Source organism: Nocardioides sp. Root1257 (assembly GCF_001425175.1).
In the GTDB taxonomy this organism is placed as follows: Bacteria; Actinomycetota; Actinomycetes; order Propionibacteriales; family Nocardioidaceae; genus Nocardioides.
In genome coordinates, this window is the sequence record NZ_LMDV01000001.1 from 576,484 (window position 1) to 603,306 (window position 26,823).

Below are 26,823 nucleotides of genomic sequence, written 5' to 3' on the forward strand. Positions count from 1 at the left end.
CGGTGCCGTCGGCGGCCCGCGATAGGTTGCGGCTGTGCGAGCGGTGGCGTCGGTGCTGCACCTCGACCTCGACGCGTTCTTCGCGGCGGTCGAGCAGCGGGACAAGCCGTCCCTGCGCGGCAAACCGGTCGTCGTCGGCGGTGTCGGCGGTCGTGGCGTGGTGTCGACGGCGTCCTACGAGGCGCGCCGCTACGGCGTCCGCTCCGCCATGTCGACCCGCGAGGCCCGGGCGCGCTGCCCGCACGCGGCGTTCCTCTCCGGGCGCTTCCACGCCTACCGCTCGACCAGCGACCAGGTGATGGGCGTGCTGCGCTCGATCTCGCCGCTCGTCGAGCCGCTCTCGCTCGACGAGGCGTTCGTCGACCTGGCCGCCGCCGACGTCGTCGCGCACCCCGGACTCACGGACCTGTCCCTGCCATCGGTCACGGCGTTCGCCGAGGAGCTGCGGACCCGGATCACCGAGGTGACCGGCGGGCTGACCGCGTCCGTCGGGATCGGCACATCGAAGTTCATCGCGAAGGTCGCCAGTGACCTTGACAAGCCCGACGGGCTGGTCGTCGTCCCGCCCGGCACCGAGCAGGACCTCCTGCGCCCGATGAGCGTCACCGTGATCCCCGGGGTCGGTCCGGCCACCGCGGAGCGACTGCGTCGGGCCGGCGTGCACACGGTCGCGGAGCTCGAGATGCTCAGCGAGGACGAGCTGGTCCGACTCCTCGGCAAGGCCAGCGGCCACTGGCTGCACAGCCTCGCCCGGGCCCAGGACGACCGGCCGGTCGTGGCCGAGCGCGAGGCCAAGTCGGTGAGCGTCGAGGGGACCTACGACCACGACCTCACCGACCGCAGCCTGATGGAGCACCTGCTGACCCGGCAGGCGGCCGACGTCGCCCGCCGGCTGCGCAAGAGCGGTCTGTCCGGGCGCACCGTGACGATCAAGGTGCGGATGCACGACTTCACGACGCTGAGCCGGTCCTCGACCCTCGCCTCCCCCACCGACACCGCCGCCACGATCGCCCGGCTGGCGCGCGGCCTGCTCGCCGACCTGGACACCTCCGGCGGCGTACGCCTGCTCGGCGTCGGCGTCTCCGGGCTCGCCGACTGGGTGCAGGAGGACCTCTTCGGCGAGACGGCCGAGGAGGACGACGAGCTGCCCGAGGTCGAGGTGCCGCACCACTCGCGACGGGCCTGGGCGCCGGGCATGGACGTCGAGCACGCCGAGATGGGCCGCGGCTGGGTGTGGGGCTCGGGTCGCGGCGTCGTGACCGTGCGGTTCGAGACCGCGGCGAGCCCGGCCGGGCCGGTACGCAGCTATGCCGAGGACGACCCGGAGCTCAGTCCGTGGACCCCGCCCGAAGCTGGAGAGCAGAGTCCCGGCGAGCAGGGCCCGGACGAGCAGGAGTGAACCGGACCGCCTCGCCCGGCCGGAGCTGCGCGCACTGCCACAGGTCGTCCTCCTCGACGACGGCCAGTACCGGGTAGCCCCCGGTCGGTGGGTGATCGGCCAGGAACACGATCGGCACCCCGTCCGGCGGCACCTGCACCGCGCCGAGCACCATCCCCTCGCTGGGCAGCTCGTCGGTGCGGATCCGCGGGATCGACGGCCCGTCGAGGCGCAGCCCGATCCGGTTGGAGTCGGCGGCCACGGCGTACGACGTGGCGCAGAGCCGCTCGATCGCGTCGTCGGCGAACCAGTCAGCGCGCGGCCCGACCCGCACCCGCAGCGGACCGCGGCGCGGCGGTCGAGGTGCGTCCAGCGGTCGCGGCTGGCCGTGCGGCTCTCCCACCGGAAGCACGGTCCCGGCCTCGACCCGCGGCGGGCCGACCCAGGCCAGGGTGTCGGTGGACCGCGAGCCCAGCACAGGCGGCACGGCGATGCCGCCAGCCACGGCGACGTAGCTGCAGACCCCGCTGGTGGGTGTCTCGACGCGGAGCGTGGCGCCGGCGGCGAGCCACTCGGCCCGGGCGTGGTCCCGGCCGGCGCCCGTGACCGCGACCCAGCATCCGCCGTCCTCGGCACGCAGCTCCAGTCCACCGAGGACGGCCTCGAGCACGGCCGCGTCGGCGTCGTTGCCGGCGAGCCGGTTGGCGAGCGCGGCGGCGGGGGCGTCGAGGGCGCCCGCCCGGGCGACCCCGAGGTGAGCGAGGCCGTGGCGGCCGCGGTCCTGGACGGTCACCAGCGGGCCGGTGGCGAGCACGTGGAGGGCGGTCATCGCGGGACGAACCGCACTCGGGTGCCGGGCGCCAGCAGCGCCGGCCGGTCACGGGTCGGGTCCCACAGCGTCACCGCGGTGCGGCCGAGGAGCCGCCAGCCGCCGGGCGACGCGGTCGGGTAGACGCCGCACCACGTGCCGGCGAGGCCGACCGAGCCGGGCTCGACCCGCGCACGCGGCGCCTCCAGCCGGGGTACGGCGAGGTCCGCCGGCAGTCCCGACAGGTAGGAGAAGCCGGGAGCGAAACCGCAGAACGCGGCGACGTACTCCACCTCGGAGTGGCGGGTGACCACGCCGGCCACGTCGGTCCCCCAGGCGTCGGCCACGAAACCCAGGTCGGGCCCGTCGTACACCACGGGCACCTCGACCCGCTCCCCCTCGGGTGGTCGGCCCGAGGGACTCCAGCCGGCGAGCAGGTCGCGGAGGGCCGCCGGGTCGGCGACCCCGTCGAAGAGCACCGTCCGGGCCGCGGGCACCACCTCACCCGCGTCGACGCCGGTCGATCGCGCCCAGGTCGCGAGGTCGAGGGCCTGGACGGCGTCGCGAACCTCCGCGAGGACCGCGGAGCGGCCGACAGGGTGCAGGTGCATGAGGCCAGTCTGGTGCAGTTCACACAGACGTCACGCGGACGGCGTTGCGCGTGGACCGGGTCGCGTCCACCATGAAATGGATGAAGGGCCCCCGGTGGTATGAGCACCAGGGGCCCTTCGCTTCGACCGGCTCGGTGACGTCCGGTCGACCGGGCTCTCGCCACCATCCCGCCGTCCCCGTCACCGGGCCGGCGCCGTGGGTTGCCCCGCGGTGCGGATCGTGGTTCCTGTCCGATCCCCAGACCCCCGTTGCCGGTGATCTGGTGAGGAGAGTTCTACGTGGTCCGCGTCACACCCCGCAAGGGGTCGCGCGAAGATTCCGGCGGTCCTACAGGCTCGTCCACAGGTCGGGGTCGCTCATCCACAACAGGAGCCGACTCTCCACAGACCGCGGTCCAGACCTGTGGGCAGACCTGTGGATCAGGACTCGAGGGAGACGGTGCCGTCCAGGTCCTTGACCCGGAGCGTGACGTCCTGGCTGTCGTCGCCGAAGAGGAGCGTGCAGCCGAAGGTGGTGTCGGGGTCCTGCACGATCACGGCGTCGTCGCCGCAGTCGGCCTCCGCGTCGGCCAGGCCCTGGTCGGTCGCCTGCTGCAGGAGGTAGTCGACGACCTTGTCGGTCGAGATGATCGCCTGCGCGGGCGCGATGTCGAACTTCACGTCGTCGTCGGTGACCGTGGTGAAGGTGACCGTGTACGGCGCCTCCACCCCCTCGATCGTGACGGTGCACTCGATCGACGCACCCTTCTCCGGGTCGGAGTCGTCGGGGCAGCTCGCGTCGGAGACATCGAGGTCCGGGGTCACGTCCTGCTGGGCCTTCTGCACCTGGTCCGCGACGTCGGCGGGGTCGTAGCCCCCGCCTCCGACCGAGACGGATCCGCTGCAGGCGCCGAGAGCGAGGAGGACGGGGGCGATGGCGGCCGCGGTCAGTGCGCGGCGGAGCGTCATGGTCACCCGGTCATGATCGGGCGTGCGGGTCGGGCGCTGAGCGGTTTCCCCGCTACAGCCCCTGCAGTTCCAGACCAGCGCCGACCAGGGCCCGACGTACGGCGGCGGCGTGGGCGACCGCGCCCGGACTGTCCCCGTGCAGGCAGAGCGAGTCGACGGTCCCGGCCAGCGCGAGGGCCTGCGCCACGATCGCGCCCTCCTCGGTGACCAGGGCGCCGGACTCCGAGCGCGGGACCAGCCGGCCGTCGGGCGTGTAGCCGCGGTCCGGGAAGCCCTCGAGCAAGGTCGTGCGACCGGCCTCCGCCGCCAGGGCGAGCAGCCGGCCGGGCATCCCCAGCACCGGGAGGGGGCCTCCCCCGTCGAGCACCGAGCCGTCGAGCACCGCCCGCGCCTGCTCCTCGTCCTCGAGGACGCGGTGGTAGAGCGCGCCGTGCGGCTTGAGGTAGCGCACCGTCGTACCCGCCGCCGCTGCGATCTCGGCCAGGGTGCCGACCTGGTCGGCGACCTGCTCGCGGAGCACGTCGTACGTCACGTCGCGCCGCACCCGCCCGAAGTGCTCCCGGTCGTCGTACGACACCTGCGCGCCGACCGAGACCCCGAGCCGCGCGGCCTCCTCGCAGACCGCGCGCATGATCGCGGCGCTGCCGGCGTGGTAGCCGCACGCCACGTTGGCGCTGGTGACGACGGCGAGCAGCGCGGCGTCGTCGGTGACCTCCTCGCCGAGGTCGGCGTTCAGGTCGATGGTCTGCCTGCTCGAGGGGGCGTGCACGCCCCGACGCTATCGTCGCGACATGCAACCCCCCGTCGCCGAGAAGCGCACCACCAGCACCGAGATCCACGGCCACACCCGCACCGACGACTACGAGTGGTTGCGCGACAAGGAGTCGCCCGAGGTCACGGCCTACCTCGAGGCCGAGAACGAGTTCACCCAGGAGCAGACCGCCCACCTCGCCGACCTGCGGCAGGCGATCTTCGACGGCATCAAGGCGCGCACCCGCGAGACCGACCTGTCGGTGCCCACGCGCAACCGCGGCTTCTGGTACTACGGGCGCTCCTTCGAGGGCAAGGAGTACGGCGCGAGCTGCCGCGTCCCGGTCACGGACCAGGACGACTGGACTCCCCCGAGGCCCGCTGAGGACACCACCCCCGACCAGCCCGCGCTGCCCGGCGAGCAGGTGCTGCTCGACCTCGACGCCCTCGCCGAGGGGCACGAGTTCTTCTCGCTCGGCGGCTCGTCCGTCAGCCCCGACACGACGCTGCTGGCCTACTCCACCGACGTCGTCGGCGACGAGCGGTACACGATCCGGGTCAAGGACCTCGCGACCGGCGAGCTGCACGCCGACGAGATCGTGGGCGTGATCGGCGGCGCCACCTGGGACCGCGCGAGCGAGAACTTCTACTACACGACCCTCGACGACTCCTGGCGTGCCGACAAGATCTGGCGGCACCGGCTCGGGACCACCCAGGAGGAGGACGAGCTGGTCCACCACGAGACCGACGGCCGCTTCTGGGTCGGCGTGGGGCGCACCCGCACGGACCGCTTCCTGGTGATCGCGTCGGGCTCGAAGACGACGAGCGAGTACCGGTTCCTCGACGCCGACGACCCCGACGCCGGCTGGCGGGTCTTCTCCGAGCGGGTCGAGGGGCTCGAGTACTCCCTGGACCACGCCGTGATCGCCGGCGAGGACCTGTTCCTGGTGATGCACAACCACACCGGCCCCGACTTCGAGCTGGCCACCGCGCCCGTCGCACCCACCCCGGCGGCGGGCTGGCGGCCGCTCATCGCGCACGACCCCGCCGTACGCCTCGAGGACGTGGACGCGTTCGCCGGCCACCTCGTCGTGCACCAGCGCAGCGAGGGGCTGACCCAGCTGCGCATCCTCGAGCTCCACGACGAGGGCGTCGCGGACGACTACCTCGTCGAGTTCGACCACGAGATCTACACCGTCGGCTCGGCGGGCAACCCGGGCTTCCACCAGCCCACCGTGCGGCTGGGCTACACGACGATGGCGGTGCCGCCGTCGGTCTACGACTACGACGTGCGCAGCCGCGAGCTCACGCTGCTACGGCGTACGCCGGTGCTGGGCGGGTACGACGCCGCCGACTACGAGGAGCACCGGCTCTGGGCGACCGCCGAGGACGGCGCGCGGGTGCCGATCTCGATCGTGGCCCGTCGCGGGCGGACCGGCCCGGTGCCGACGCTGCTCTACGGGTACGGCGCCTACGAGGCGTCGATGGACCCCTACTTCTCGATCGCGCGGCTCGCGATGCTCGACCGCGGCGCGGCGTTCGCGATCGCGCACGTGCGCGGCGGCGGCGAGATGGGGCGGCACTGGTACGACGACGGCAAGCTCTTCGCCAAGCAGCACACGTTCTCCGACTTCGTCGCCTGCGCCCGCCACCTCGTCGAGGCCGGCTGGACCACCGCGGACACCCTGGTGGCCGAGGGCGGCAGCGCCGGCGGCCTGCTGATGGGCGCGGTCGCCAACCAGGCGCCCGAGCAGTTCGCGGGCATCGTCGCGCAGGTGCCGTTCGTGGATGCGCTCACCACCATGCTCGACGCCACCCTGCCGCTCACCGTCACGGAGTACGACGAGTGGGGCAACCCCGAGGACGACCCGGCGGTCTTCGACTACATGGCGTCGTACGCGCCCTACGACAACGTCGCGGCGGTGGACTACCCCCCGATCCTCGCCGAGACCTCACTCAACGACACCCGGGTCCTCTACGTGGAGCCCGCGAAGTGGATCGCGCGGCTGCGCGCGACGGCCGTCGGGCGTCGGGACTTCCTGCTCCGGACCGAGATGTCGGCCGGTCACGGCGGCGTCTCCGGGCGTTACAAGTCGTGGCACGACCGGGCGTTCACGCTCGCCTGGATCCTCGACCGGATGGGCCTGGCCGGGGCTGAACCCTCAGCTCGCCCCTGAGAAGTCCCTGAGAGTACGTCGCCGACGCAACTCCTGAGGCCTCTCGCACGTCGTCAGGGGTGAAGGGTCCACGTTTGCAGCGGGAATCCAGCGGACACCGTGGACGTTGTTGAAGACGTGTGAGGACGCAGTGGCGTCGTCACCGACGGAAGGAGGGCGTCCCATGGCTACACGTACCGCGCCGGGCCGAACGCGCGAGATCGAGGGCCGCGACAGCGTCGGCCTCTACCTCGACGAGATCGCCCGCAACCCCCTGCTGGACGCCGAGTCCGAGGTCGAGCTCTCCAAGGCGATCGAGGTCGGCCTGATGGCCGAGCACCTGCTCGCCGAGGGCCGCGTCGGTCGCAAGAAGGGCGGCGCCCCGATGTCGGCCTCCCAGGAGGAGCTCGAGTGGCTCGCCGAGGAGGGCCAGAAGGCCGTCCAGACGTTCATCACCGCCAACCTGCGGCTGGTCGTCTCGATCGCCCGCAAGTACGGCCGGGCCCAGATGCCGATGCTCGACCTGATCCAGGAGGGCAACACCGGCCTGATCCGTGCGGTCGAGAAGTTCGACTACACCAAGGGCTACAAGTTCTCGACGTACGCCACCTGGTGGGTGCGGCAGGCGATCACCCGCGGCATCGCGCAGCAGGCTCGCGTCGTACGCCTCCCCGTGCACGTCGTCGAGGAGCTCAACCAGGTCGGCGGCGCCCGCCGTACGCTCGAGCGCCAGCTGGGCCGGGACCCCGACCCGCAGGAGATCGCGAACGAGCTCGGCATGAGCATCGACCGCGTCCTCGACCTGATGGCCTGGGGCCGCGAGCACGTCAGCCTGGACTCGCCGATCGACGAGGACGGCGACACCTCGCTGGGTGACCTGATGGCGCAGGAGACCTCGCCGGGTCCCGACCTGACCGTCCTCGACGTGGAGTCGCGCGAGCGGCTCAACTCGCTGGTCGGCCAGCTCGACGACCGCGCCGCGGACATCATCCGCTCGCGCTACGGCTTGGTCGACGGTCGGCAGCACAAGCTCGCCGACATCGGTCTGAAGCACGGCATCTCCGCCGAGCGGGTCCGGCAGCTGGAGCGCGAGGCGCTCCAGAAGCTGCGCCGCCTCGGCGACCCCGACCTGGCTGCCTGACGGCAACCAGCCGCTCGACCCCGTCCGATCACTCGGGCGGGGTCGAGACCATTTCGGGGCCGCCGTTTTCACCGTTTGGTCACCAACCGCAGACCCGGCGGATAGTCCCTGACGTTCTGGCCCCGGAATCCTCTGAGACGGGACCGAATCGTCAGGGACTACCCCGACAGCTCCGCAAAGACCTCCTCCACCCGCGCGCGCAGCTCGTCGCGGGTGCCGGTGTTGACGATCAGGTGGGTGGCGATCTCGCGGCGCTGCGCGGGGGTGGCCTGGGCGGCGATCCGCGACTCGGCGTCCTCCCGGGTCCAGCCGCGGTCGCGCAGCATCCGCTCGACCTGCACCTCCGCCGGGGTCTCGACCACGATGACCGCGTCAAACGTGTCTGCCCGGCCGGACTCCGCGAGCAGCGGGATGTCGTGGATGACGAGCCCGTCCTGCGGTGCGGAGGCCTCGAGCGCGGCGTACCTCTCGAAGACGAGCGGGTGCACGATCCCCTCGAGCACCTTGCGCCTGGCCTCGTCGTTGAACACGATCCGGCCGACGGCGGCGCGGTCCATGTCGCCGTCCGGGGTCAGGATCTCCGGGCCGAAGGCCTCGACGACCTGGGCGAGCCCGGGCGTCCCCTTCTCGACCACCTCACGCGCGAGCTTGTCGCCGTCGATGACGACGGCACCCAGCTCGGCCAGGATCGCGGACACCGTGCTCTTGCCCGAGGCGATGCCTCCGGTGAGTCCCACTCGCATGGGACTCATCCTGCCCGAGGGCCGCTACCCCCTGTACGTCCGGCACGGCTGGCTGCGCAGCGAGCCGCAGGCCGGCGCGCTCTTGGGCACGTCGATGCCGGCGACGAGCGGCAGCACGATCCGCGACCGGTGCGCCCGGTCGGTGGCGACCTGGACCCGCTCGCCGTGCGAGATCGTGTCGAAGGCCCACAGCGGGCGGGAGTTGCCCGGGGCGTCGAGGGTGATCCGGATCCGCGAGCCCTTGCGGAAGGGCTGCGCGAACGGGAACAGCTCGACCCGCACCCGGGTGAACCGCTTGCTCGACAGCGGCCGCGCGTCGGCCTCCCGGTTGGTGTGCACCGGTGAGATCGGCGTCGACTTCGCCACGGCCAGCTTGCGGTGGCTCGCCCGGAGCCAGCCCGACTGCACGTAGACCTCCTTGCCGTTGGGCCGCACCTCGCTCAGGGTGACCTCGAGGTCCGTGTCGTGGGCGCGCGGGGTGCGGACCCACAGGTCGACCGAGCCCGTGCCGATCGCGACGGCCGTCCGCTTCAGCGGCGGCGTGATCCAGCTGAGGCCCTTGCCCTGCGGGATCTGCTTCCAGTGGTACGCCGGGTGCGCGGCCCAGATGCCGCTGCTCGATCCGGTGTACGTCGTCGGAGGCAGCGCCGACGGGTCGGCGCTGTAGCTGCGCACGCGAGCCTTCTTCGGCGCCAGCGTCGTCGGCTTCGCCGCGAGCTTGCCGCCCGGGGTGAGGAACCACGCCGTCGCCTTGGCCCTCTTGATCGGCCACGACGGGAAGGACTTCTCGAAGCGCGGCAGCGGCGCCCCGGAATGACCGGCGACGGCGCCCTCCTCGAAGAGGATCCGGATCGGCTTCTGCGCCTGGAACTTCGCCAGCGCCTGCTGGTAGCTGAGGCCGGAGTAGTCCAGGCCCTGCGGCATCTGGAGCCCCTTCACGCCCGTGATCGAGCTCGAGACGAGCGGTCCCACGAACGCCTTGGCGCCGGTCGGCGTGCGGCGAGCGACGTACAGGTCGAGGAAGTCGGCGTACCGGTCGAGCACGCCGAGGCTCAGCGACTCGGTGTGCGAGCCGTTGACCATCGTCGCGTAGAGATGGGGCGTGCCGGTGAAGTCGTCGAGCATCGACGGGAAGTGGCCGCCGGTCTGCTCGTCCTGCCACGCGCCGGCCAGGAAGACCGGCACGTTGATCTTCTTCACGAACAGCATCGGCGAGATCGGGTCGCCGACCGCCTTCGTGTAGAAGGGGTTGTCGTTGATCAGGGCGAGCAGGTCGGGGTTCTGCAGGCGCACCGCCTGGTTGGCCTCGCAGGTCGTGTCCCCGCCGTCGACGCGTCCGCGCTCCCAGCCCTGGCCGTACGGCTCCGCCTGCTCGTCCCGCTCGGTGGCCCACGGGACCGCGAAGCCGGTGTTGAGGATGCCGCCCGGGTAGAGCGTGCCCTGGTAGGTGTCGTCGATGACCGACAGCGGCGAGATCGCGGACAGGTGCGGCGGCTGGGTCTGCGCGACGTACAGCTGCTCGATGCCCGGGTAGGAGATGCCGACCATGCCGACCTCGTGGAACTTCGCCCACGACTGGGCCGCGATCGTCTCGATCACGTCGTAGCCGTCCAGGCTCTGGATCGCCTCGAAGGCCCGGAACGAGCCGCCCGAGCAGCCGGTGCCGCGGATGTTGACGCCCACGTAGGCGTAGCCCAGCGCGGTGTAGATCTGCGCCATCCGGGTGTTGGCCGGGTTGCTGGGGTCGTAGCCCGAGTACTCGACGACCGTCGGGTAGGGGCCGGCGCCGGAGGGGAGGACGACGTTGGCCGAGAGCGTCGTGCCGTCGCGGGTCTGGATGTAGCTGAAGCCCGCCGGCAGCGTCTGGCCGGCGTAGAACGACTGCGCCGGGGCCGGGTCGTCGTAGTCGGTGACCGTCGCGACCTCCGACTCGGCGGGGCCGCTCGTCGTACGCACCGTGTAGCTGCCCTTGTCCAGCTCGCGCCAGGCCAGGCTGCCCGCCGTGTCGACGGTGCCGGTGCCGACGACCGCGTTGCCGCTGTCGACCAGCTCCATCGTGACGCCCGGCGTCGCGCCCAGCACGTAGAGCTGGTTGACGCTCCCCCGCAGTGCGAACGGCGTCGGGTCAGCGTTGGCGGCTCCCGTCGAGGTCGCGGTGAGCGCGCCCGCGGCGAGTGCTGCGACCGCGATCGCGACGAGTGACGACCGTCTCATGTCTCCCATGGAGCGGATCGTGCCACGTCCCGCCCCCGGCGCGCGCCCGTTGCGATGATTCCCGCCCGTACGGGTGGTCGAAGCAGGCATGGCAACGGTGATCATGCACGCAGTGGTGTCGGTCGACGGCTTCATCGCCGACGAGCACGACGAGGTGGGACCGCTCTTCGACTGGTACTTCAACGGGGACACCCCGATCGTGGAGGCCGAGGGCGAGGCGCACGGCCCCTTCCGGATCAGCCGACAGTCCGTCGACTACGTCCGGTCGCTGTGGGAGGGCATCGGCGCGACCGTCCAGGGCCGGCACCTCTTCGACCTGACCAACGGGTGGGATGCGAGCCCTCCGGCCGGCGACCACCTGGTCGTGGTGTCGCACCGGCCGAAGCCGGACGGCTGGCACCCCGAGGCCGACGTACCGTTCTTCGACGACGTCGCGGCCGCGATCCAGGAGGCCAAGCGCCGGGCCGGCGATCGCATCGTCGCGGTCTGCGCGGGCGCGGTCGGCGGTCAGGCCCTCGCGCTCGGGCTGGTCGACGAGGTCGCCATGGACGTCGTGCCGGTGGTCTTCGGCTCCGGCAAGCGCTACTTCGGCGCCGTCGACTCCCAGCACCTGCTCCAGGACCCGAGCGTCGTCATCCAGGGCGACCGGGTGCTGCACCTGCGCTACCCGGTCGCCCGCTGAGGCTAGGCTTCGCCGGGTGCGCGAGCCGGTCCCCTTCGAGGTGTTCCAGGACGGCGTCTACCTCCACGGCACGAAGGCGGACCTCGCCGTCGGCGACCTGCTCGTCGCGGGTCGCGAGTCGAACTTCGAGGTCGGCCGCCTGATGAACCACATCTACTTCACCGCCACCCTCGACGCCGCCGTCTGGGGCGCGGAGATGGCCGCCGGTGACGGCCCCGGACGGGTGTACGTCGTCGAGCCGTGCGGCGAGTTCGAGGACGACCCGAACGTGACCGACAAGAAGCACCCCGGCAACCCCACCCGCTCCTACCGCAGCCGCGACCCGCTGCGCGTTGTCGGCGAGGTCACCGACTGGGTCGGCCACCCGCCGGAGCGGCTGCAGGCCATGCGCGACGGCCTCGCCACGCTGCGGACCGAGGGACGTGCGGTGATCTACGACTGACGGTGTGTCATCCGACCGACCGGGTCGCCGATGGCGCTCTGGCCCAACCCCGCGTCGATCAGCTCCTCCCAGCAGGACAGGAAGTCCTCGCTGAGGTGGTCGTTGCCGTCGAGCGCGCCGGACACGACGGCGCCGGTGCGCACCATCATCAGCTGCTGGGCGGTGGCGCGCGGGGTCCGGTGGTCGAGGCGCCGCAGCAGTTCCTCGAACCGGGCCGTCACCCAGGTGCGGATCTCGCGGGCGTAGACGCGCGAGATGTGCGTGCCGGTGAACTCCGCCGACGCGTTGATGAAGGGGCAGCCGCGGCTGACGCCACCGAAGTCGTCGCGGGTCAGGACGGCCGCGAGCTCGGTGAGCGCGGCGCGCGGGTCGTCGGCGTACGCAGCGATGACGCCGTCGACCTGGTCGTGGTCCCAGGCCGAGCGGCGGTCGAGGTACGCCGCGACGAGGTCGTCCTTCGACGGGAAGTGCCGGTAGAGGGTGACCCGGGTGACCGACGCCTCGGCGATGATCCGCTGGATCCCGACGGCGTGGATGCCCTCGTCGTAGAACAGCCGGTCGGCCGTCTCGAGGATCCGCTGGCGGGCCGCGGACGGTCGCGTCTCGCCCATCGCCGCACCCCCTTGCCACTCCCGCTCGATCGGCCCTACGTTATGCCCTGAGTGGGTAGACCGGTCGGTCTACCCCCGTCACGGGAGGGAAAACCGATGAGCGCACCCGTCCTCTTCATCCACGGTCTCTGGCTGCACGCGCGGTCCTGGGACAGCTGGATCGAGCTGTTCACCGAGGCCGGGTACGCCGCCTCCGCACCCGGCTGGCCCGGCGACCCGGACACGGTCGAGGCCGCCCGCGCGAACCCCGACGAGATCGCCGACCACGGCATCGACGACGTGGTCGCCCACTTCGCCGAGGTGATCGCCGGCCTCCCGGAGAAGCCGATCCTGGTCGGCCACTCCTTCGGCGGCATGATCGCCCAGCGGCTCCTCGGCGAGGACCTGGCCGCGGCCGCGGTCGCCATCGACGCCGCCCAGATCAAGGGCGTGCTGCCGCTGCCGCTGTCCGCCCTCAAGGCGACGCTCCCGGTGTTCAAGAACCCGGCCAACAAGCACCGCGCGGTGTCGCTGACGGCGGAGCAGTTCCGCTTCGCGTTCGGCAACGCGATCCCGCCGGAGGAGTCCGACAGCCTCTTCGAGCAGTGGGCGATCCCCGCGCCGGGCAAGCCGCTCTTCGAGGCCGCTGCGGCCAACTTCAACCCGCACTCCCCCGCCAAGGTCGCCACCGACAACTCCGGTCGCGGCCCGCTGCTGCTGATCATGGGCGGCAAGGACAACACCGTCCCCGAGGCCGTCACCAAGTCGACGCTCAAGCAGTACCGGCACAGCGAGGCGGTCACCGAGATCTTCGAGTTCCCGGACCGGGCGCACTCCCTGACGATCGACCACGGCTGGCGCGACGTCGCCGACAAGTCGCTGTCGTGGCTGAAGGACCAGGGTCTCTGACGATGGACCTGGGTCTGACGGGTCGGACCGCCGTCGTCACGGGGGCGAGCCGCGGCATCGGGCTCGCCATCACCCGGGCACTCTCCGCGGAGGGTGTCCGGGTCGTCGCAGGCGCCCTCAAGGGCAGTCCCGAGCTCGACGAGCTGGCGGCCGCCGGCGACGTGCACCCGGTCTCCGTCGACCTCACGACGCCCGACGGCCCCGCCGCGCTCGTCGAGTCGGCGGTGGGGACGCTGGGCAGCCTCGACATCCTGGTCAACAACGTCGGCGCCGTACGACCGCGCCTGGAGGGCTTCCTGGCCCTCACCGACGAGGAGTGGGACTGGGACCTGACGATCAACTTCCTCGCGGCCGTGCGCACCATGCGCGCCGCGATCCCCCACCTCACCGGGCGTCCGGGCGCGAGCATCGTGACGATCAGCTCGGTCAACGCCTTCCTCCCCGACCCGGGGGTCATCGGCTACAGCGCAGCCAAGGGCGCGCTGACCAACCTGTGCAAGTCCCTCTCCAAGGAGCTCGGCCCGGCCATCCGGGTCAACACCATCAGTCCGGGCCCGGTCGAGACCGACCTGTGGCTGGGCAGCAGCGGGGTCGCGGCGACGGTCGGCGGCGCGAGCGGCACCGACGCGGCGGACGTCGTACGGCGTCAGGCGGCGGCCGCGGCGACGGGCCGGTTCACCCGGCCCGGGGAGATCGCCGACCTGACGGCCTTCCTCGCGAGCGACCGTGCGGCGAACATCACCGGCAGCGACTTCGTGATCGACGGCGGGTTGATCACCACGTTGTGAGCCGCTGTCGGTGCCATCGCCTAGGTTGGTCCCCGTGAGCGAAGCATGAGCAAGACCGACGAGCTGCGCGCGATGCGCGAGGCCAAGTACGCACGAGCCGCTGCCGCCCGGGGTGGTCAGCCGCAGGCCCGACCCAAGCCCGTCCCGGTCGCGCCGGAGCCCGCGCAGAAGGCGAGCAAGGCGGCCGGGGCGCCCGCCGCCGAGACCGAGACCGACGGCCTCTGCGGGCACCGCTCGATGAACGGGCGGACCTGCACCCGTGAGGCCGGGCACGCGGCGAAGAGCCACCGCTACTCCTGATCGACGCTAGTCCTGATCAACGACGAGCCGGAGGATCCGGGCCAGCTCGGCCCGGTCCTCCTGGCTGAGCACCGACAGGCGCTGCTCGGTCGCTGAGCGCCGCGCCTCGTCGAGCACCTCACCGAGCCGGGCGCCGGCCTCGGTCGGCACCACACAGGTCGCCCGCCGGTCGGCCGGGTCCGACTCGCGCGCGACGAGCGACCGTTCCTCGAGCGCGTCCACGACCTCGGTCGCCGAGCGGGGCGCGATCCGCAGCGCCTCGGCCAGCACCGAGAGCCGGACCGACCCGTGCTCGGCCACCACCCGGAGCGCCCGGGCCTGGCTCGGCGTCACGTCGTACGCCGCCATCGACTCGCCGAACGAGCGGCGCAACGAGCGCGCCGCCATCATCAGCAGGTCGCTGGTCGACTCGCCGCCGGGCTCCCGGTCGTGATCGCGGTGGTGGTGCACGGGAACATCCTAGCCAATGCCGTTGTTCCCTCACCATGAGGTAACCTCAGCATATGACCTGACTTCCACCCTGAGAGAGGTGAGCGCATGGCGGAGCCCATGAGCCGCGGCCGCGGAGGCCGCCCACCATCACGTTCCTTGGCCACCAGCCCCGAGTCCCGAGCCGCCGACAAGGCGCAGCTCTCCGACTCCCCCGTCTCCCTGCGCCGGATCGGCCGCCTGTTCGCGCCGCACCGCGCCCGACTGCTCCTCGTGGTCGGCCTGATCGTCGTCAGCTCGGTCGTCGCACTGGCCCAGCCGTTCCTGGTCAAGCACGTCATCGACGTCGCGATCCCCCAGCAGGACGTGTCCCTGCTGGTCACCTGCGTCCTGCTCATGGTCGGCATCGCCGTCGCGACCTCCGCGATCGGCGTCGTGCAGTCCTGGCAGTCGACCACCGTCGGCCAGCGCGTCATGCACCGCCTGCGCGCGGACCTGTTCGGCCACCTCCAGCGCCAGTCCGTCGGCTTCTTCACCCGCACGCGCGGCGGCGAGATCCAGTCGCGGGTCGTCAACGACATCGGCAGCATGCAGTCCGTCGTCACCTCGACGGCCACCTCCATCGCGTCCAACCTGACCACCGTGGTCGGCACCGTCATCGCGATGCTGGCGCTGAGCTGGCAGCTCGCGCTCATCACGCTCGTCGTGCTGCCCCCGGCCGTGCTGCTCACCCGGAAGGTCGCGCAGCTGCGCTACGCCGTGACCGCGGCCCGCCAGGCCAAGCTCGCCGACCTGCACGTGCAGGTCGAGGAGGGGCTGTCCATCAGCGGCATCCAGCTCACCAAGACCCTCGGCGCCGCGCCCACGCTCGCGCGCCGCTTCGAGCAGACCTCGGCCGACCTGGTCGACCTGGAGGTCCGCTCCCAGCTGGCCGGCCGCTGGCTGATGGCGACGATGAACATCGTCTTCGCCGCCGTACCCGCCGCGCTCTACCTCGCTGCCGGGCTCCCCGCGACCTCGGGCGGGATGACGATCGGCACCCTGGTCGCGTTCGTCGCCCTGCAGAGCGCGCTCTTCCGGCCACTGATGGGCCTGCTCGGCGTCCAGGCCGACGTCACCGCCTCGCTCGCGCTCTTCAGCCGGATCTTCGAGTACCAGGACCTCCCCGTCGAGATCGACGACCCGACCGACCCGGTGCGGCTCGACCGGGTCCGGGGCGAGGTCCGCTTCGACCACGTCGGCTTCGGGTACGGCGCCGCCCCGGTGCTGCACGACATCGACCTGACCGTGCCGGTCGGCGGCTCCCTCGCCCTGGTGGGCGAGACCGGCAGCGGCAAGACCACGCTCGCGTCCCTGGTCGCCCGCCTGCACGACCCGACCGCAGGTGCGGTCCGGATCGACGGGGTCGACGTACGCGACCTGACGCTCGAGGACCTCTCGGCGGCCGTCGGCGTGGTCACCCAGGAGACCTACCTGCTGCACGCCAGCGTCAAGGACAACCTGCTGCACGCCCGGCCGGGCGCGACCGACGCCGAGATCGAGGCCGCCTGCCGGGCGGCGCGCATCCACGACGTCGTCGCCGCGCTCCCGCAGGGCTACGACACGATGGTCGGCTCGCGCGGCCACCGGTTCTCCGGCGGCGAGAAGCAGCGCCTCGCGATCGCCCGCACCCTGCTGCGCAACCCGCGCATCCTGGTGCTCGACGAGGCGACCAGCGCGCTCGACAACGAGACCGAGCGGGACGTGCAGGCGGCGCTCGACGAGCTGGCCGAGGGGCGCACGACGATCACCATCGCCCACCGGCTGTCGACGGTCCGCAACGCCGACCAGATCGCGGTGCTCGCCCAGGGCCGCGTCGTCGAGGTCGGCACCCACGAGGAGCTGCTGCTCCGGGGTGGGCGCTACGCCGACCTGGTCCGCAGCGGGCTCGAGACCGTCGCCGCCTGAGCCAGGGCGGGGTCCGCGTTGAGGGCCGTGGCCCGGCAGACCTCGTCCCAGGGGGTCGGGGTCAGCCCGAGCTCGCGCTCGATCGCGCTCGAGTCGAGCACGTAGGGCCGCTGGAACTGGTACTCGGTCTCCCGCAGCTCACGCATGATCGGCACCACCAGACCACTGAGCGCCAGAGTTCCCCTCGGGAAGCCCTTGACCTTCACGGGCGCCCGACCGGCAGCCCGGCAGACGTCGGCGACGGCCTGCGCCTGGGTGACGGGGGCGTTGGTCGGCGCGTGCCAGACCCGGCCCCAGGTCTGCGGCGCCCCGGCCACGGCGACCAGCGCCCGTGCCATGTCCCGGACGTCGGTGAACGAGTGCGGCACGTCGGGGCGTCCCATCACCCGCACGGTCTTCCCGGCCAGCGCCGCGGGGGCGACCCGGGCGACGTGCCCGGCCTCGACCGTCACGCCGGGACCCATGTAGTCGGAGCCGCGCACCTCGACCGCGCGGATCCGGCCGGCCTCGTGGCGGGCCTTCGCCTCGGCCCACATGCCGGCCCGGATCCGGGCCTTCTTCGTGGTCGCAGCATCCGGGAGGCTCTCGACCATCGGCACGTCGACCGGGCCGTAGCCGTAGAGGCACGACGCGGTCACGAGCAGGGCGCCGGTGCGCTCGGCAGCGACGAGGAACGCCTCCGCGACGGGTGGCCAGAAGGTCGGCCACACCGTGTAGTCGGCCGGGTTCACGCAGTTGTAGATCGCGACCGCACCGTCGGCGAGGTCGGCGAGGCGGTCGGCGTCCGCTGCATCGGCGGCCTCCCGGCGTACGCCGGCGAGGTCCGGACCACTCCCCGAGCGACTGACCAGCAGCACCTCGTGACCGGCCTTGACCAGCTCGAGGGCGGTGGCGCGGCCGACGGGGCCGGCGCCGACGACGACGTGGAGCTCGGACATGGTTCCTCCTGAAGGTCGAAGCGAGAGCACTGCTCTCTGTTAAGACAACAGTGGCACGCGCTGGCCCCAAAAGCAAGAGCACTGCTCTCGAATGTGTCAGGATGGACCCATGGCTCCGAAGTCCCGCGCCGAGAACCGCGCCGAGCAGACCCGCGCGATCCTCGACCGTGCCCGCGCCCAGCTCGCCGAGGTCGGACCGGCCGCCCTGTCGGTGCGGCAGATCGCCCGTGACGTCGGGATGGTCTCGTCCGCGGTCTACCGCTACTTCCCCAGCCGCGACGAGCTGCTGACCGCGCTCATCATCGAGACGTACGACGAGCTGGGCGACGCCGTCGAGGCCGCGGAGTCATCGGTCGCGGACCGCGCCGACCTGGCCGCCCGCTTCGCCGCCATCTGCCACGCCATCCGCGACTGGGCGCGCGCCAACCCGCACGAGTACGCGCTCCTCTACGGCTCCCCCGTCCCCGGCTACGTCGCCCCCGACGACACCGTCACGCCGGCGATCCGCGTGAGCGGCGCCTTCCTTGCCCTGGCCCAGGCCGCCGAGCATGCCGGCGTCAGCACCATCACGACGACGCCCGTCAGCCCGGCCGAGAAGGCAGCCCTCGTCCCGATCCAGGAGTTCCTCGACGGGCCCGTCGACGCCGCCCACCTGGTGCGCTGGCTGATGGCGTGGTCGACGGTCTTCGGCCACACGAGCCTCGAGCTCTTCGGCCACATGCACCGCGGCATCCTCGACTACGACGCGCACTTCCGGCAGGTGAGCGGTCAGCTCGCCGCCGACCTGGGGCTCACCTCGTAGGTGTGCCGGGCTCCGGAGTAGGAGACGGTGACCTCGATCGGTCCGCCCACGCCGTCGCCGGGCGCTGCGTGGACCATCCGCCACCAGGTCCGGCCGTCGTCGCCGGTCGCCCTCGTGGCGCGCTCGACATGACCGTCCGGGAACGTGTACTCGACGTCGAACGCCAGCGCGCCGTCCGGCACGGCGCCGCCCGCCACCAGCACGAGCTCGGACCCCTGGGCCGTCGGCAGCGCGATGCTCGTGACGTCGTACGTCGACGCGTGCTCCTCGGGCGGCAGCGTTCCCGGCGCGAGGACGGTCGTCGTGCCGGCACGCTCGTCGCAGAGGGCGAACCTCTCCCCCGTCGCCCAGACCGTCGTCTCGCCACCTGCGGCGCCGGACGGGAACGTCGCGACCCGGTGCGCGCCGGACAGCACCCGCCCGATCGGGTCGACGCACGTCGACAAGTCCAACGTCGCCTTGCCCGACGGCTCGCTGGGGATCGGGTCGTCGGGCCAGCCCATGGTCCAGTCGGGACCGTGGAGCGTGGCGTCCGACGACGGCGCGACGACGGGCGGTCCGTCGTCGTCCCGGCCCGCGCGGACCACCCAGGCGCCGAGACCGACCACGACGAGCACCGAGGCCGCCGCCACGAGCGGCACCGCCCACGGACGACGGCCTGGCTCGGCTTGGGCGGCGGCCAGGAGCTCGGCGCGGATCCGGGCCCGCGCCTGGTCGGGCAGGGCCTCGTCGGGCGGAGGGGTGAGGTCGTCAGTCATCGGGGTCCTCCCGGGTAGCGACGCCGAGCCGGGCCCGCGCCCGGGAGAGCCGGGACCGCACGGTCCCGACCGGGACGTCGAGCGCTGCTGCGGCCTGCTCGTAGGACAGCCCCGACCAGACGACCAGCGCGAGCACCTCCTGCTCGCGCCGCGGCAGCTCGCGGATCGCGCCCAGCACCGCCTCCATCCGGGCGGACGACGCGATCCGGTCGACGACCCGATCGGCGAGGTCCGGCCCGGCGGCCGGTGCCGGCAGCGCGGCGAGCGCTCGCTGTCGCCGGCGCCCGGAGCGGGTCAGGTTGCGGCAGACGTTGGTGGCGACGCCGTACAGCCACGGGAGCGCGGACCCGTCGAACGCCTCCACCCGGGCCCGGTGCCGCCAGACCTCGAGGAAGACCGTGGCCGTCGCATCCTCGGCCTCGGCCCAGTCCCCCGTCGCGCGGAAGCAGTGGTTGTAGATCCGGTCGGCGTAGCGGTCGAAGAGCGTCGCGAGCGCATCCGGGTCGTCCGCGCGCAGGCCGGCCACCAGGGCCAGCTCGTCACCCTCGGTCGCCACGACGCCTCCTCGCACACCCGATCATGTCCGCAGCCGACCCAGAGTTCCCGGCTAGCGCATCCGGACCCGCACTGCAGGCGACCACGGGCCGGGGACGAGCTGGTGCCAGGACCGCACCCGGAACGAGGCCGCGCCCCGCGGCAGCCGGCCGACCGTCGTCGTCAGCGCCACCACGTTCCGCACCGGGGTCCACCGCCCGGCTCGCCGGACCTGCACGTCGTACGACGACGCGGCACTGCGGTGCCGCCAGGTCAGCTGGGCCCGGTGTGGCGCGATCTGCACCGCGCGCAACCGGGCCGGGGCCAGGACCCGCGGACCCTGCGGCACGCCGACGGTCGTCGCGGCCAACCCCGGGCCGTCCGCGTTGCGGGCGGTGACCGTGATGTCGTAGCTCTCCCCCGCCAGGACGTAGGTGATCGCAACGGACGGGCGCTCGACGGTCGTCGCACCGTGCATGCCGAGCCTGCGACCCGTCCAGCTCACGTCGTACGCCGTCGCGCCGGGCACCGGCGTCCAGGTCACGTTCAGCCGGTGCGAGCCGGGCGTGACGACCAGGCCCGTCGGGCGGCCCGACATCGACGGCGGTGCGGGCACGCCTCGCCCGACGGCCGCGGCGCTCACCCCGGCGGCATTGCGCGCGACCACGGAGATCCGGTACGCCCGCCCTGCCGCCAGCCCGCCGAGTACCACCGGTCCCGAGGCGACGTTCATGGTCCCGTCCTCACCCGGCACGTCGCTCGTCCAGGTGACGTCGTACGACGTGGCCCGTGCGACGTCCGGCCACTCGACGGTGAGCTGCTGAGGTCCGGGTGTCGCGACCACCGGGGCGGGCGGTCCGGCCGGCGGTGCGGCCGGCTCCGGAGGAGCGGTGGGGACCACCTCGACGACGTTGGAGTAGTCGTCCGCGACGGCGGTGCCCTTGACGGCCTGCAGCCGGAACGCGTAGCGATGTCCCGCCACCAGTCCTCCGGCCACCCAGGACGTGCCGACGACGGGGTAGGGCAGGCGGACCCAGTCATCGCCGGCCGTCACGTTCCGCAGCCACACGTACTCCGCGGCGGCGCCGGGCGGACCGGCCCAGCTCAGCTCGGCGCTCCGGTCAGCGGACGCGACCGCGAGCGTGGCGCTCCCCCAGTGCCCGTTGCGCACGACCGGAGGTGTGCCCGCGCCGTCGCCGATCCCGAGCTCGGCCAGGGCGTCCGCGACGCCCGACGCCACCTTGACCTCCCCGGTCGCCGCGAGATGGGCGGAGTCCCAGGTGTCGGTGAACTCCGTGAAGCCGTCACCGGTCTCGGCGACCACGACCCTCGAGTCCTCGTCGTCGAGGGTGGCGGCGACTCCTGGCAGGCCGGCGTTGTAGTCCGGGACATGGTTGATCCACGTCTGCGGCAGCTGCTCGACGACGAAGTCGATCCCCGGGTCGACGGCACGTGCCTCCGCGATCTCGTCAGTCAGCACCTCGGTCAGTCCGTCGGCGTTCAGCTTGTAGGCGAGGTCGTTGAATCCCCGGGCCTCGACCACGACGTCCGGGTCGTACTCGGTGACCAGGTCGGTCATCGACACGTCGGGGAGCCACATCGCCATCCCCCAGCGGGCCGCGTGGTCATGGTCGAAGTCGGGGTCTGCGTAGGCCTGCGACCCGAGCTCCGAGGTCACGATGTCCACCAGGTCGGAGCGCGGCCCCACGAAGTCGACGTCGACGCCGTCCCGCTGGAGCTCCTGCCACAGCCGGTAGCGCCAGGTCCAGTCGCCCGATGAGCCCTGCGCGACGGAGTCGCCGACGATCAGGATCCGCACCGGTGCGGGCGTCGCGGTCGCGGCGACCGGCGGCAGGCCGCCCACGGCGCACGCCAGCGCCAGCACGGCCACGCGGCCGGCCCCCGTACGACGCCTCATCCACTCCCCCGAGCGCTGCGAGTCCGGCGAGACTACCTCTCGCGGCGTGCCTCAGCCAGCGAATCGGCGCCGGTACTGCTGCGGGCTCAGCCCCCGCACCCGTGCGAAGTGGTGCCGCAGCGTCGCCGCGTTGCCGAAGCCGACCTCGTCGGCGATCCAGTCGATGGAGTGGTCGGTGCGCTCGAGGAGCTCCTCGGCGGCCTGCACCCGCTGGCGGGTGACCCAGGAGTGCGGCGTCGTGCCGGTCTCTGCCCGGAACCGGCGCGCGAACGTGCGCGCCGACATGTGGTTGCGGCGCGCCAACGTCTCGACGCCTAGGTCCTCACCGAGGTTGGCGACGATCCACTGCAGCAACGGTCCCAGCGTCTCGGCATCACAGTCCGGCACGGCGTTCGCGATGAACTGCGCCTGGCCCCCGTCGCGGTGCGGAGGCACGACGATGCGCCGGGCCGTCGTCGCCGCCACCTTGGCGCCGAAGTGGTCGCGCATCAGGTGCAGCGAGGCGTCGATGCCCGCCGCGGCGCCGGCGCCGGTCAGGATGTTGCCGTCGTGGCAGTAGAGGACGTCCGGGCTGACCTTCGCCCCGGGGTAGGTCGATGCCAGCAGGTCGGTGTAGCGCCAGTGCGTCGTGCACTCGCGCCCTTCGAGCAGACCGGCCGCACCGATCTCGAAGACGCCGGAGCAGTGCGCGTAGATGGTCGCGTCGCGGGCATCGGCCTCCCGGATCGCCTCGAGCACCAACGGGTCGTGGTCGAGGAAGTCGTACTTCGGCGCGAGGCACACCAGGTCGGCATCGTCGAGGGCCTCGAGCCCGCGCTCCACCACGAGGTCGTAGTCGGAGCGGCCACGCAGCCGGCCCGGACGCGGCGTACAGACCTGGAAGTCGAAGACGGGGTTGTCGTCCTCGGGGTGGTAGGGCTCCCCCCACACCTCCACCAGGGAGCCCAGCCCAAAGGGCTCGGCGCCCTCCTGCACGATCACCGCGACCTTCTTCACCCGGACAGCAAACACCCGATCTGGCAGAAAATCAACGGAGAGTGGCTTTTCTGCCACTCGTGGCAGGATCTCGATAGGCGCAGTATTACTGCCATGACCTTCCTGATGATCCTGCTGCTAGTCGTGGTGGCGCTCAGCGTTGCGAGCGTCTACCTGATCGTCCGTGACGGCCGGGGGCCGCAGCGCCCGCCGGTCTCGCACTTCGAGGACACGCGCTTCCTGTCCTTCGGTGCCCGCTGAAACCCACACCTCCGCACGCACGTCCGCACGCACGAAGGCCCGGTCACCTGACGGTGACCGGGCCTTCGTTCGTTCAGCTGGCTGACGCGTGACTCAGGAAGCGCCGCCGGTCAGCTTCTCGCGGAGCGCCTGCAGCGCCTCGTCGCTGGCGAGCGAGCCACCGGCGTCGACGTCCTCGTCCGCCTCGGCGGAGGAGGAGTACGACGTGGCCTCGCCGGCCTCGGCCTCGGCGACCTTGGCCTCGGCCTGCTGCTTGACGTGCGCCTCCCAGCGGGCGTGCGCCTTGGCGTACTGGTCCTCCCAGACCGCGCGCTGCTCGTCGAAGCCCTCGAGCCACTCGCCCGTCTCGGGGTCGAAGCCCTCGGGGTAGACGTAGTTGCCCTGCTCGTCGTAGGTGGCAGCCATGCCGTAGAGGGTGGGGTCGAAGTCCTCGACGTCACCCGCGGCGGCGGTCTCGTTGGCCTGCTTGAGCGACAGCGAGATCCGGCGACGCTCGAGGTCGATGTCGATGATCTTGACCATGACGTCGTCGTTGACCTGGACGACCTGCTCGGGGATCTCGACGTGACGCTCGGCGAGCTCGGAGATGTGCACCAGGCCCTCGATGCCCTCCTCGACGCGGACGAACGCGCCGAACGGGACGAGCTTGGTGACCTTGCCCGGGACGATCTGGCCGATCTGGTGGGTCCGGGCGAAGTGCTGCCACGGGTCCTCCTGCGTCGCCTTCAGCGACAGGGAGACACGCTCGCGGTCCATGTCGACGTCGAGGACCTCGACGGTGACCTCGTCGCCGACGGCGACGACCTCGGACGGGTGGTCGATGTGCTTCCAGGACAGCTCCGAGACGTGGACGAGACCGTCGACGCCGCCGAGGTCCACGAACGCACCGAAGTTGACGATCGAGGAGACGACACCCTTGCGGATCTGGCCCTTCTGGAGCTGGGTCAGGAAGCCGTGGCGCACCTCGGACTGGGTCTGCTCGAGCCAGGCACGGCGCGACAGGACCACGTTGTTGCGGTTCTTGTCGAGCTCGATGATCTTCGCCTCGAGGGTCTGGCCGACGTACGGCTGCAGGTCGCGGACGCGACGCATCTCGACGAGGGAGGCGGGCAGGAAGCCGCGCAGACCGATGTCGAGGATGAGACCGCCCTTGACGACCTCGATGACGGTGCCTTCGACGACGCCGTCCTCTTCCTTGACCTGCTCGATGGTGCCCCAGGCACGCTCGTACTGAGCGCGCTTCTTGGACAGGATCAGACGGCCTTCCTTGTCCTCCTTCTGGAGGACCAGGGCCTCGACCTTGTCGCCCACGGAAACGACCTCGTTGGGGTCGACGTCGTGCTTGATCGACAGCTCGCGCGAGGGGATGACGCCCTCGGTCTTGTAGCCGATGTCGAGGAGGACCTCGTCGCGGTCCACCTTGACGATGGTGCCCTCGACGATGTCGCCGTCGTTGAAGTACTTGATGGTCGCATCGATCGCGGCGAGGAAGTCCGCCTCGGAGCCGATGTCGTTGACCGCGACCTGCGGGAAGTCGAGGTCGGGAAGGGTGCTCGTCATAAGGAAGGTGTGTCCTTGGATGGATGGAGTCGTGCGGGCACGTCGAAGATCGATTTCACCAGCTCGGAGAGAGTCAGCGAGCGAATGTCCGCTCCGTATGGGGCATCGGCAGACCTTCAGCGCACCCTCAAGACTACGCGCGGGCCGCGACGTACGTCCAACCGACGGTTCCCCGCTCCCGACCGGGGCGCCCAGGGGGGTGACATGGCACCCCCGAGTGTGGGTACGGTCGAGGTGAGCGGGCCGCCGCACCACGGTAGCGGTTCGCGCCGGAGCAACTCGGATCTCGTCGAGCGCCTGTGCTCCCGGGCGCGATCGAGGCAGGGTCCGGGACATGGGCGCTCCGGTCCCCTCTCGGCCCCTCGGAGGTCCGATGAGAATCCACCCACCCCTCGCCATCGGCGTCGGGCTCAGCACGATCGCGCTGTACTCCATCTCGGCGACCGGTACGCCGGCCGCCGCAGCCGCTCCCGCTCCCCCGACCGAGGTCCGTGCGACCACGTCGGCGGAGATCCTGCACCTGTCCGCCCTCGGCGTCCCGGGGGTGACGACGCTGGCCGAGAGCTCGGTCGGCGCCTCCACCGGCTCCGTCACCGGCGGCAGCCCGCGTACGTCGGCCGCCGCGACCAACCTCGGGCTGGCCCTCGCCCAGCAGGACCTCGGCGCGATCCTCACGTCGGTCTCGCAGACCGCGGCGCCGGACCACACGCAGCCGACCGCGGACCGGTCGATCGACGGATCCGTGCCGGGCGTCCTGGGCCTCGGGGTGTCGACCGCCTCGGCCAACGCCCGGTGGACTGGCGCCCACAGCTGTCCGGCACCGGGCGCACCGCTCACCACGTCGACGGTCTCGACGGCCGACGTCGCGACCGAGCCGGCGCCCCAGGTGGGCAGCCTGCTCGCCCTGAACGGCACGGCGTCGACCAGCCAGAGCACGGCCTTGACCGGTCAGGGCAAGCGCTCGGTCGTCTCGACGGCACGCGGCAGCGCCGCCGACCTCCGGCTGCTCGACGGTCAGCTCCGGGTGGCCGTGACCGACGCACCCACACTGAAGGCGACCGCCAGCGGTCGCGACGGCGGGGCGAAGGTCAGCTGGAACGCGCCCGCCGTGACGGTGAGCCTCGCCGGGCAGGAGCAGACGCTCCCGGTCGACGGCAGCCCCGTCGACCTCACCTCGCCCGACAACCCGCTCCTGCACGTCGAGCTGAGCGTCGGCCAGCCGTCCGACGTCGTCCAGCGTGCCGACGGGACCCGGGCGTCGGCGTCCGCGAGCGTGCTGCACGTCGTCGCCAGTCTCGGGAGCGCGGATGCCGGCACGACCGTGCTCGACGCCGATCTCTTCCCGCTGCGGGCCGCGGCCACCGCACCTGCGGGTGGCGTCGCCTGCGGCGCCGGCTCGCTCGACAGCGACGGCGATGGCCTGAGCGACGACGAGGAGACCTCCGGCTCCGCCAACGACGGCTACGGCAACGAGCCGACCGACCCGGCCAAGGCCGACACGGACGGCGACGGCGTGGACGACGGCGACGAGGTCGCCGCGGACACCGACCCGAACCGCGGTGGCGGCGGCACGGGCGCCGGCCAGCCGAGCGCGACCGACCTGGACGGCGACGGCCTGGCCAACACGGCCGAGCCGGACTACGGCACCGACCCGACGGTGGCCGACACCGACGGCGACGGACTCGTGGACGGCCGCGAGGTCTCGGGCACGCACACCAAGCCGACCGTCGCGGACACCGACAAGGATGGCCTCAAGGACGGCACCGAGGCGATCCGTCTCCACACGGACCCGAGGCGGAAGGACACCGACCGCGACGGGCTCACCGACGGGCGGGAGGTCCGGAAGACGCACACCAGGCCGACCCGGAAGGACACCGACCGCGACGGGCTCACCGACGGGCGGGAGGTCCGGAAGACGCACACCAGGCCGACCCGGAAGGACACCGACCGCGACGGGCTGGGTGACGGTCGCGAGGTGCTGCGGCCGGCGGCGTCGTACCCGCGCTGCCACACCAACCCGAAGAAGGCCGACACCGACAGGGACGGCCTGAAGGACGGCGTCGAGCCCCGCTACCGGACCAACCCCTGCGACTGGGACACCGACGACGGTGGCATCAGCGACGGGCGCGAGGTGCAGGTCGGCAGCGACCCGATCGATCCGCAGAGCGGTCCGGGCGACGTACGCCGGAACCGGTCGACGAGCGTGCGCAGCTAGTTCGCTCCCCGGGTGCTCGGACGGGG

General features: G+C 72.2%; 26 protein-coding genes. 12 read left to right on the forward strand and 14 right to left on the reverse strand.

Translation table 11 applies throughout. From position 1 onward, the window contains the following. Positions 1–34 precede the first annotated feature (34 nt). Entirely contained in the window at positions 35–1,399 is a 1,365-nt protein-coding gene (locus tag ASC77_RS02835) for a DNA polymerase IV (protein WP_056148619.1), read from the forward strand. Here the strand turns inward: ASC77_RS02835 and ASC77_RS02840 are convergent. From ASC77_RS02840 to ASC77_RS02855, 4 genes are all read right to left on the reverse strand, one after another. Continuing rightward, positions 1,329–2,207, reverse strand: coding sequence for a biotin-dependent carboxyltransferase family protein (locus ASC77_RS02840; protein ID WP_056148621.1), 879 nt, complete (start codon positions 2,205–2,207; stop codon positions 1,329–1,331). The genes ASC77_RS02835 and ASC77_RS02840 overlap by 71 nt on opposite strands. Beyond that, the gene (locus ASC77_RS02845) at positions 2,204–2,797 is read right to left on the reverse strand and encodes a 5-oxoprolinase subunit B family protein (RefSeq protein WP_056148624.1); all 594 of its coding nucleotides are present in this window, start codon (positions 2,795–2,797) and stop codon (positions 2,204–2,206) included. Before ASC77_RS02845 ends, ASC77_RS02840 begins: the two co-directional genes overlap by 4 nt. A gap of 420 nt (positions 2,798–3,217) precedes the next feature. Continuing rightward, on the reverse strand, positions 3,218–3,745 hold the full coding sequence (locus tag ASC77_RS02850) for a DUF4333 domain-containing protein (protein WP_056148628.1): 528 nt from the start codon (positions 3,743–3,745) through the stop codon (positions 3,218–3,220). A gap of 52 nt (positions 3,746–3,797) precedes the next feature. Next, positions 3,798–4,514 carry a 5-oxoprolinase subunit PxpA gene (locus ASC77_RS02855; RefSeq protein ID WP_082574406.1) on the reverse strand — a complete coding sequence of 239 codons (717 nt, stop codon included), beginning with the start codon at positions 4,512–4,514 and terminating at the stop codon, positions 3,798–3,800. A gap of 22 nt (positions 4,515–4,536) precedes the next feature. On the opposite strand from ASC77_RS02855, the gene ASC77_RS02860 reads away from it, so the two are divergent. Then, a complete protein-coding gene (locus tag ASC77_RS02860; protein ID WP_056149824.1) occupies positions 4,537–6,672 on the forward strand; it encodes a S9 family peptidase in 2,136 nt (711 codons plus the stop codon). A gap of 163 nt (positions 6,673–6,835) precedes the next feature. Next, positions 6,836–7,792, forward strand: coding sequence for an RNA polymerase sigma factor RpoD/SigA (locus tag ASC77_RS02865; RefSeq protein ID WP_056148631.1), 957 nt, complete (start codon positions 6,836–6,838; stop codon positions 7,790–7,792). Between the two features lie 158 nt (positions 7,793–7,950). On the opposite strand, the gene coaE is transcribed toward ASC77_RS02865, so the two are convergent. Both coaE and ASC77_RS02875 read right to left on the reverse strand, forming a co-directional pair. Then, complete coding sequence (gene coaE, locus ASC77_RS02870) at positions 7,951–8,535, reverse strand: dephospho-CoA kinase (protein WP_056148634.1); 585 nt, start codon at positions 8,533–8,535, stop codon at positions 7,951–7,953. A 24-nt stretch (positions 8,536–8,559) separates the two neighbouring features. Then, complete coding sequence (locus ASC77_RS02875; RefSeq protein ID WP_056148637.1) at positions 8,560–10,749, reverse strand: CocE/NonD family hydrolase; 2,190 nt, start codon at positions 10,747–10,749, stop codon at positions 8,560–8,562. A gap of 88 nt (positions 10,750–10,837) precedes the next feature. Here ASC77_RS02875 and ASC77_RS02880 point away from each other — a divergent pair, with 88 nt between their 5' ends. Both ASC77_RS02880 and arr read left to right on the forward strand, forming a co-directional pair. Next, complete coding sequence (locus tag ASC77_RS02880) at positions 10,838–11,431, forward strand: dihydrofolate reductase family protein (protein ID WP_056148639.1); 594 nt, start codon at positions 10,838–10,840, stop codon at positions 11,429–11,431. A 16-nt stretch (positions 11,432–11,447) separates the two neighbouring features. Continuing rightward, positions 11,448–11,873, forward strand: coding sequence for an NAD(+)--rifampin ADP-ribosyltransferase (arr, locus tag ASC77_RS02885; RefSeq protein ID WP_056148641.1), 426 nt, complete (start codon positions 11,448–11,450; stop codon positions 11,871–11,873). Here the strand turns inward: arr and ASC77_RS02890 are convergent. Further along, on the reverse strand, positions 11,864–12,484 hold the full coding sequence (locus tag ASC77_RS02890) for a TetR/AcrR family transcriptional regulator (RefSeq protein WP_056148643.1): 621 nt from the start codon (positions 12,482–12,484) through the stop codon (positions 11,864–11,866). The two genes, arr and ASC77_RS02890, sit on opposite strands and share 10 nt — an antisense overlap. A gap of 96 nt (positions 12,485–12,580) precedes the next feature. On the opposite strand from ASC77_RS02890, the gene ASC77_RS02895 reads away from it, so the two are divergent. From ASC77_RS02895 to ASC77_RS02905, 3 genes are read left to right on the forward strand one after another with little or no spacing between them, the layout of a single operon-like run. Continuing rightward, positions 12,581–13,372, forward strand: a complete 792-nt coding sequence (locus ASC77_RS02895; RefSeq protein ID WP_056148645.1) for an alpha/beta hydrolase — start codon at positions 12,581–12,583, stop codon at positions 13,370–13,372. A 2-nt stretch (positions 13,373–13,374) separates the two neighbouring features. Then, the gene (locus ASC77_RS02900) at positions 13,375–14,160 is read left to right on the forward strand and encodes an SDR family NAD(P)-dependent oxidoreductase (protein WP_056148647.1); all 786 of its coding nucleotides are present in this window, start codon (positions 13,375–13,377) and stop codon (positions 14,158–14,160) included. Positions 14,161–14,205: 45 nt separating this feature from the next. Further along, on the forward strand, positions 14,206–14,460 hold the full coding sequence (locus ASC77_RS02905; protein ID WP_056148650.1) for a hypothetical protein: 255 nt from the start codon (positions 14,206–14,208) through the stop codon (positions 14,458–14,460). Between the two features lie 6 nt (positions 14,461–14,466). Here the strand turns inward: ASC77_RS02905 and ASC77_RS02910 are convergent, their stop codons facing one another. Further along, on the reverse strand, positions 14,467–14,910 hold the full coding sequence (locus ASC77_RS02910; protein WP_235547418.1) for a MarR family winged helix-turn-helix transcriptional regulator: 444 nt from the start codon (positions 14,908–14,910) through the stop codon (positions 14,467–14,469). A gap of 138 nt (positions 14,911–15,048) precedes the next feature. Here ASC77_RS02910 and ASC77_RS02915 point away from each other — a divergent pair, with 138 nt between their 5' ends. Then, positions 15,049–16,836, forward strand: a complete 1,788-nt coding sequence (locus tag ASC77_RS02915; RefSeq protein WP_321163685.1) for an ABC transporter ATP-binding protein — start codon at positions 15,049–15,051, stop codon at positions 16,834–16,836. Here the strand turns inward: ASC77_RS02915 and ASC77_RS02920 are convergent. Next, entirely contained in the window at positions 16,791–17,774 is a 984-nt protein-coding gene (locus ASC77_RS02920; RefSeq protein ID WP_056148651.1) for an NAD-dependent epimerase/dehydratase family protein, read from the reverse strand. The two genes, ASC77_RS02915 and ASC77_RS02920, sit on opposite strands and share 46 nt — an antisense overlap. Before the next feature lie 109 nt (positions 17,775–17,883). Between ASC77_RS02920 and ASC77_RS02925 the strand changes: the two genes are divergently transcribed. Next, the gene (locus ASC77_RS02925) at positions 17,884–18,576 is read left to right on the forward strand and encodes a TetR/AcrR family transcriptional regulator (protein WP_056148654.1); all 693 of its coding nucleotides are present in this window, start codon (positions 17,884–17,886) and stop codon (positions 18,574–18,576) included. Here ASC77_RS02925 and ASC77_RS02930 read toward each other — a convergent pair. From ASC77_RS02930 to ASC77_RS02945, 4 genes are read right to left on the reverse strand one after another with little or no spacing between them, the layout of a single operon-like run. After that, positions 18,543–19,334 carry a hypothetical protein gene (locus ASC77_RS02930; protein ID WP_056148658.1) on the reverse strand — a complete coding sequence of 264 codons (792 nt, stop codon included), beginning with the start codon at positions 19,332–19,334 and terminating at the stop codon, positions 18,543–18,545. The genes ASC77_RS02925 and ASC77_RS02930 overlap by 34 nt on opposite strands. Continuing rightward, a complete protein-coding gene (locus tag ASC77_RS02935) occupies positions 19,327–19,890 on the reverse strand; it encodes an RNA polymerase sigma factor (RefSeq protein ID WP_162249785.1) in 564 nt (187 codons plus the stop codon). The genes ASC77_RS02930 and ASC77_RS02935 overlap by 8 nt, the downstream gene beginning before the upstream one ends. 51 nt (positions 19,891–19,941) lie before the next feature. Next, positions 19,942–21,786, reverse strand: a complete 1,845-nt coding sequence (locus ASC77_RS02940) for a hypothetical protein (RefSeq protein ID WP_156390887.1) — start codon at positions 21,784–21,786, stop codon at positions 19,942–19,944. Positions 21,787–21,837: 51 nt separating this feature from the next. Further along, positions 21,838–22,782 carry a GlxA family transcriptional regulator gene (locus ASC77_RS02945; RefSeq protein WP_056148664.1) on the reverse strand — a complete coding sequence of 315 codons (945 nt, stop codon included), beginning with the start codon at positions 22,780–22,782 and terminating at the stop codon, positions 21,838–21,840. 93 nt (positions 22,783–22,875) lie between these two features. On the opposite strand from ASC77_RS02945, the gene ASC77_RS26435 reads away from it, so the two are divergent. Further along, a complete protein-coding gene (locus ASC77_RS26435) occupies positions 22,876–23,022 on the forward strand; it encodes a hypothetical protein (protein WP_156390888.1) in 147 nt (48 codons plus the stop codon). A 93-nt stretch (positions 23,023–23,115) separates the two neighbouring features. Here ASC77_RS26435 and rpsA read toward each other — a convergent pair whose 3' ends face one another. Next, positions 23,116–24,582: a 30S ribosomal protein S1 gene (gene rpsA, locus ASC77_RS02950; RefSeq protein ID WP_056148667.1), complete on the reverse strand. Its 1,467-nt coding sequence runs from the start codon at positions 24,580–24,582 to the stop codon at positions 23,116–23,118. A 373-nt stretch (positions 24,583–24,955) separates the two neighbouring features. Here rpsA and ASC77_RS02955 point away from each other — a divergent pair, with 373 nt between their 5' ends. Further along, entirely contained in the window at positions 24,956–26,797 is a 1,842-nt protein-coding gene (locus tag ASC77_RS02955; protein ID WP_056148669.1) for a hypothetical protein, read from the forward strand. Positions 26,798–26,823 lie beyond the last annotated feature (26 nt).

Coding starts and splice junctions, on each gene's coding strand:
- ASC77_RS02840 (WP_056148621.1), bottom strand. CDS start 2,207: ATGACCGCCCTCCACGTGCTCGCCACCGGCCCGCTGGTGACCGTCCAG.
- ASC77_RS02845 (WP_056148624.1), bottom strand. CDS start 2,797: ATGCACCTGCACCCTGTCGGCCGCTCCGCGGTCCTCGCGGAGGTTCGC.
- ASC77_RS02850 (WP_056148628.1), bottom strand. CDS start 3,745: ATGACGCTCCGCCGCGCACTGACCGCGGCCGCCATCGCCCCCGTCCTC.
- ASC77_RS02860 (WP_056149824.1), top strand. CDS start 4,537: ATGCAACCCCCCGTCGCCGAGAAGCGCACCACCAGCACCGAGATCCAC.
- ASC77_RS02865 (WP_056148631.1), top strand. CDS start 6,836: ATGGCTACACGTACCGCGCCGGGCCGAACGCGCGAGATCGAGGGCCGC.
- coaE (WP_056148634.1), bottom strand. CDS start 8,535: ATGCGAGTGGGACTCACCGGAGGCATCGCCTCGGGCAAGAGCACGGTG.
- ASC77_RS02875 (WP_056148637.1), bottom strand. CDS start 10,749: ATGAGACGGTCGTCACTCGTCGCGATCGCGGTCGCAGCACTCGCCGCG.
- ASC77_RS02880 (WP_056148639.1), top strand. CDS start 10,838: ATGGCAACGGTGATCATGCACGCAGTGGTGTCGGTCGACGGCTTCATC.
- ASC77_RS02890 (WP_056148643.1), bottom strand. CDS start 12,484: ATGGGCGAGACGCGACCGTCCGCGGCCCGCCAGCGGATCCTCGAGACG.
- ASC77_RS02895 (WP_056148645.1), top strand. CDS start 12,581: ATGAGCGCACCCGTCCTCTTCATCCACGGTCTCTGGCTGCACGCGCGG.
- ASC77_RS02900 (WP_056148647.1), top strand. CDS start 13,375: ATGGACCTGGGTCTGACGGGTCGGACCGCCGTCGTCACGGGGGCGAGC.
- ASC77_RS02905 (WP_056148650.1), top strand. CDS start 14,206: ATGAGCAAGACCGACGAGCTGCGCGCGATGCGCGAGGCCAAGTACGCA.
- ASC77_RS02920 (WP_056148651.1), bottom strand. CDS start 17,774: ATGTCCGAGCTCCACGTCGTCGTCGGCGCCGGCCCCGTCGGCCGCGCC.
- ASC77_RS02925 (WP_056148654.1), top strand. CDS start 17,884: ATGGCTCCGAAGTCCCGCGCCGAGAACCGCGCCGAGCAGACCCGCGCG.
- ASC77_RS02930 (WP_056148658.1), bottom strand. CDS start 19,334: ATGACTGACGACCTCACCCCTCCGCCCGACGAGGCCCTGCCCGACCAG.
- ASC77_RS02940 (WP_156390887.1), bottom strand. CDS start 21,786: ATGAGGCGTCGTACGGGGGCCGGCCGCGTGGCCGTGCTGGCGCTGGCG.
- ASC77_RS26435 (WP_156390888.1), top strand. CDS start 22,876: ATGACCTTCCTGATGATCCTGCTGCTAGTCGTGGTGGCGCTCAGCGTT.
- rpsA (WP_056148667.1), bottom strand. CDS start 24,582: ATGACGAGCACCCTTCCCGACCTCGACTTCCCGCAGGTCGCGGTCAAC.
- ASC77_RS02955 (WP_056148669.1), top strand. CDS start 24,956: ATGAGAATCCACCCACCCCTCGCCATCGGCGTCGGGCTCAGCACGATC.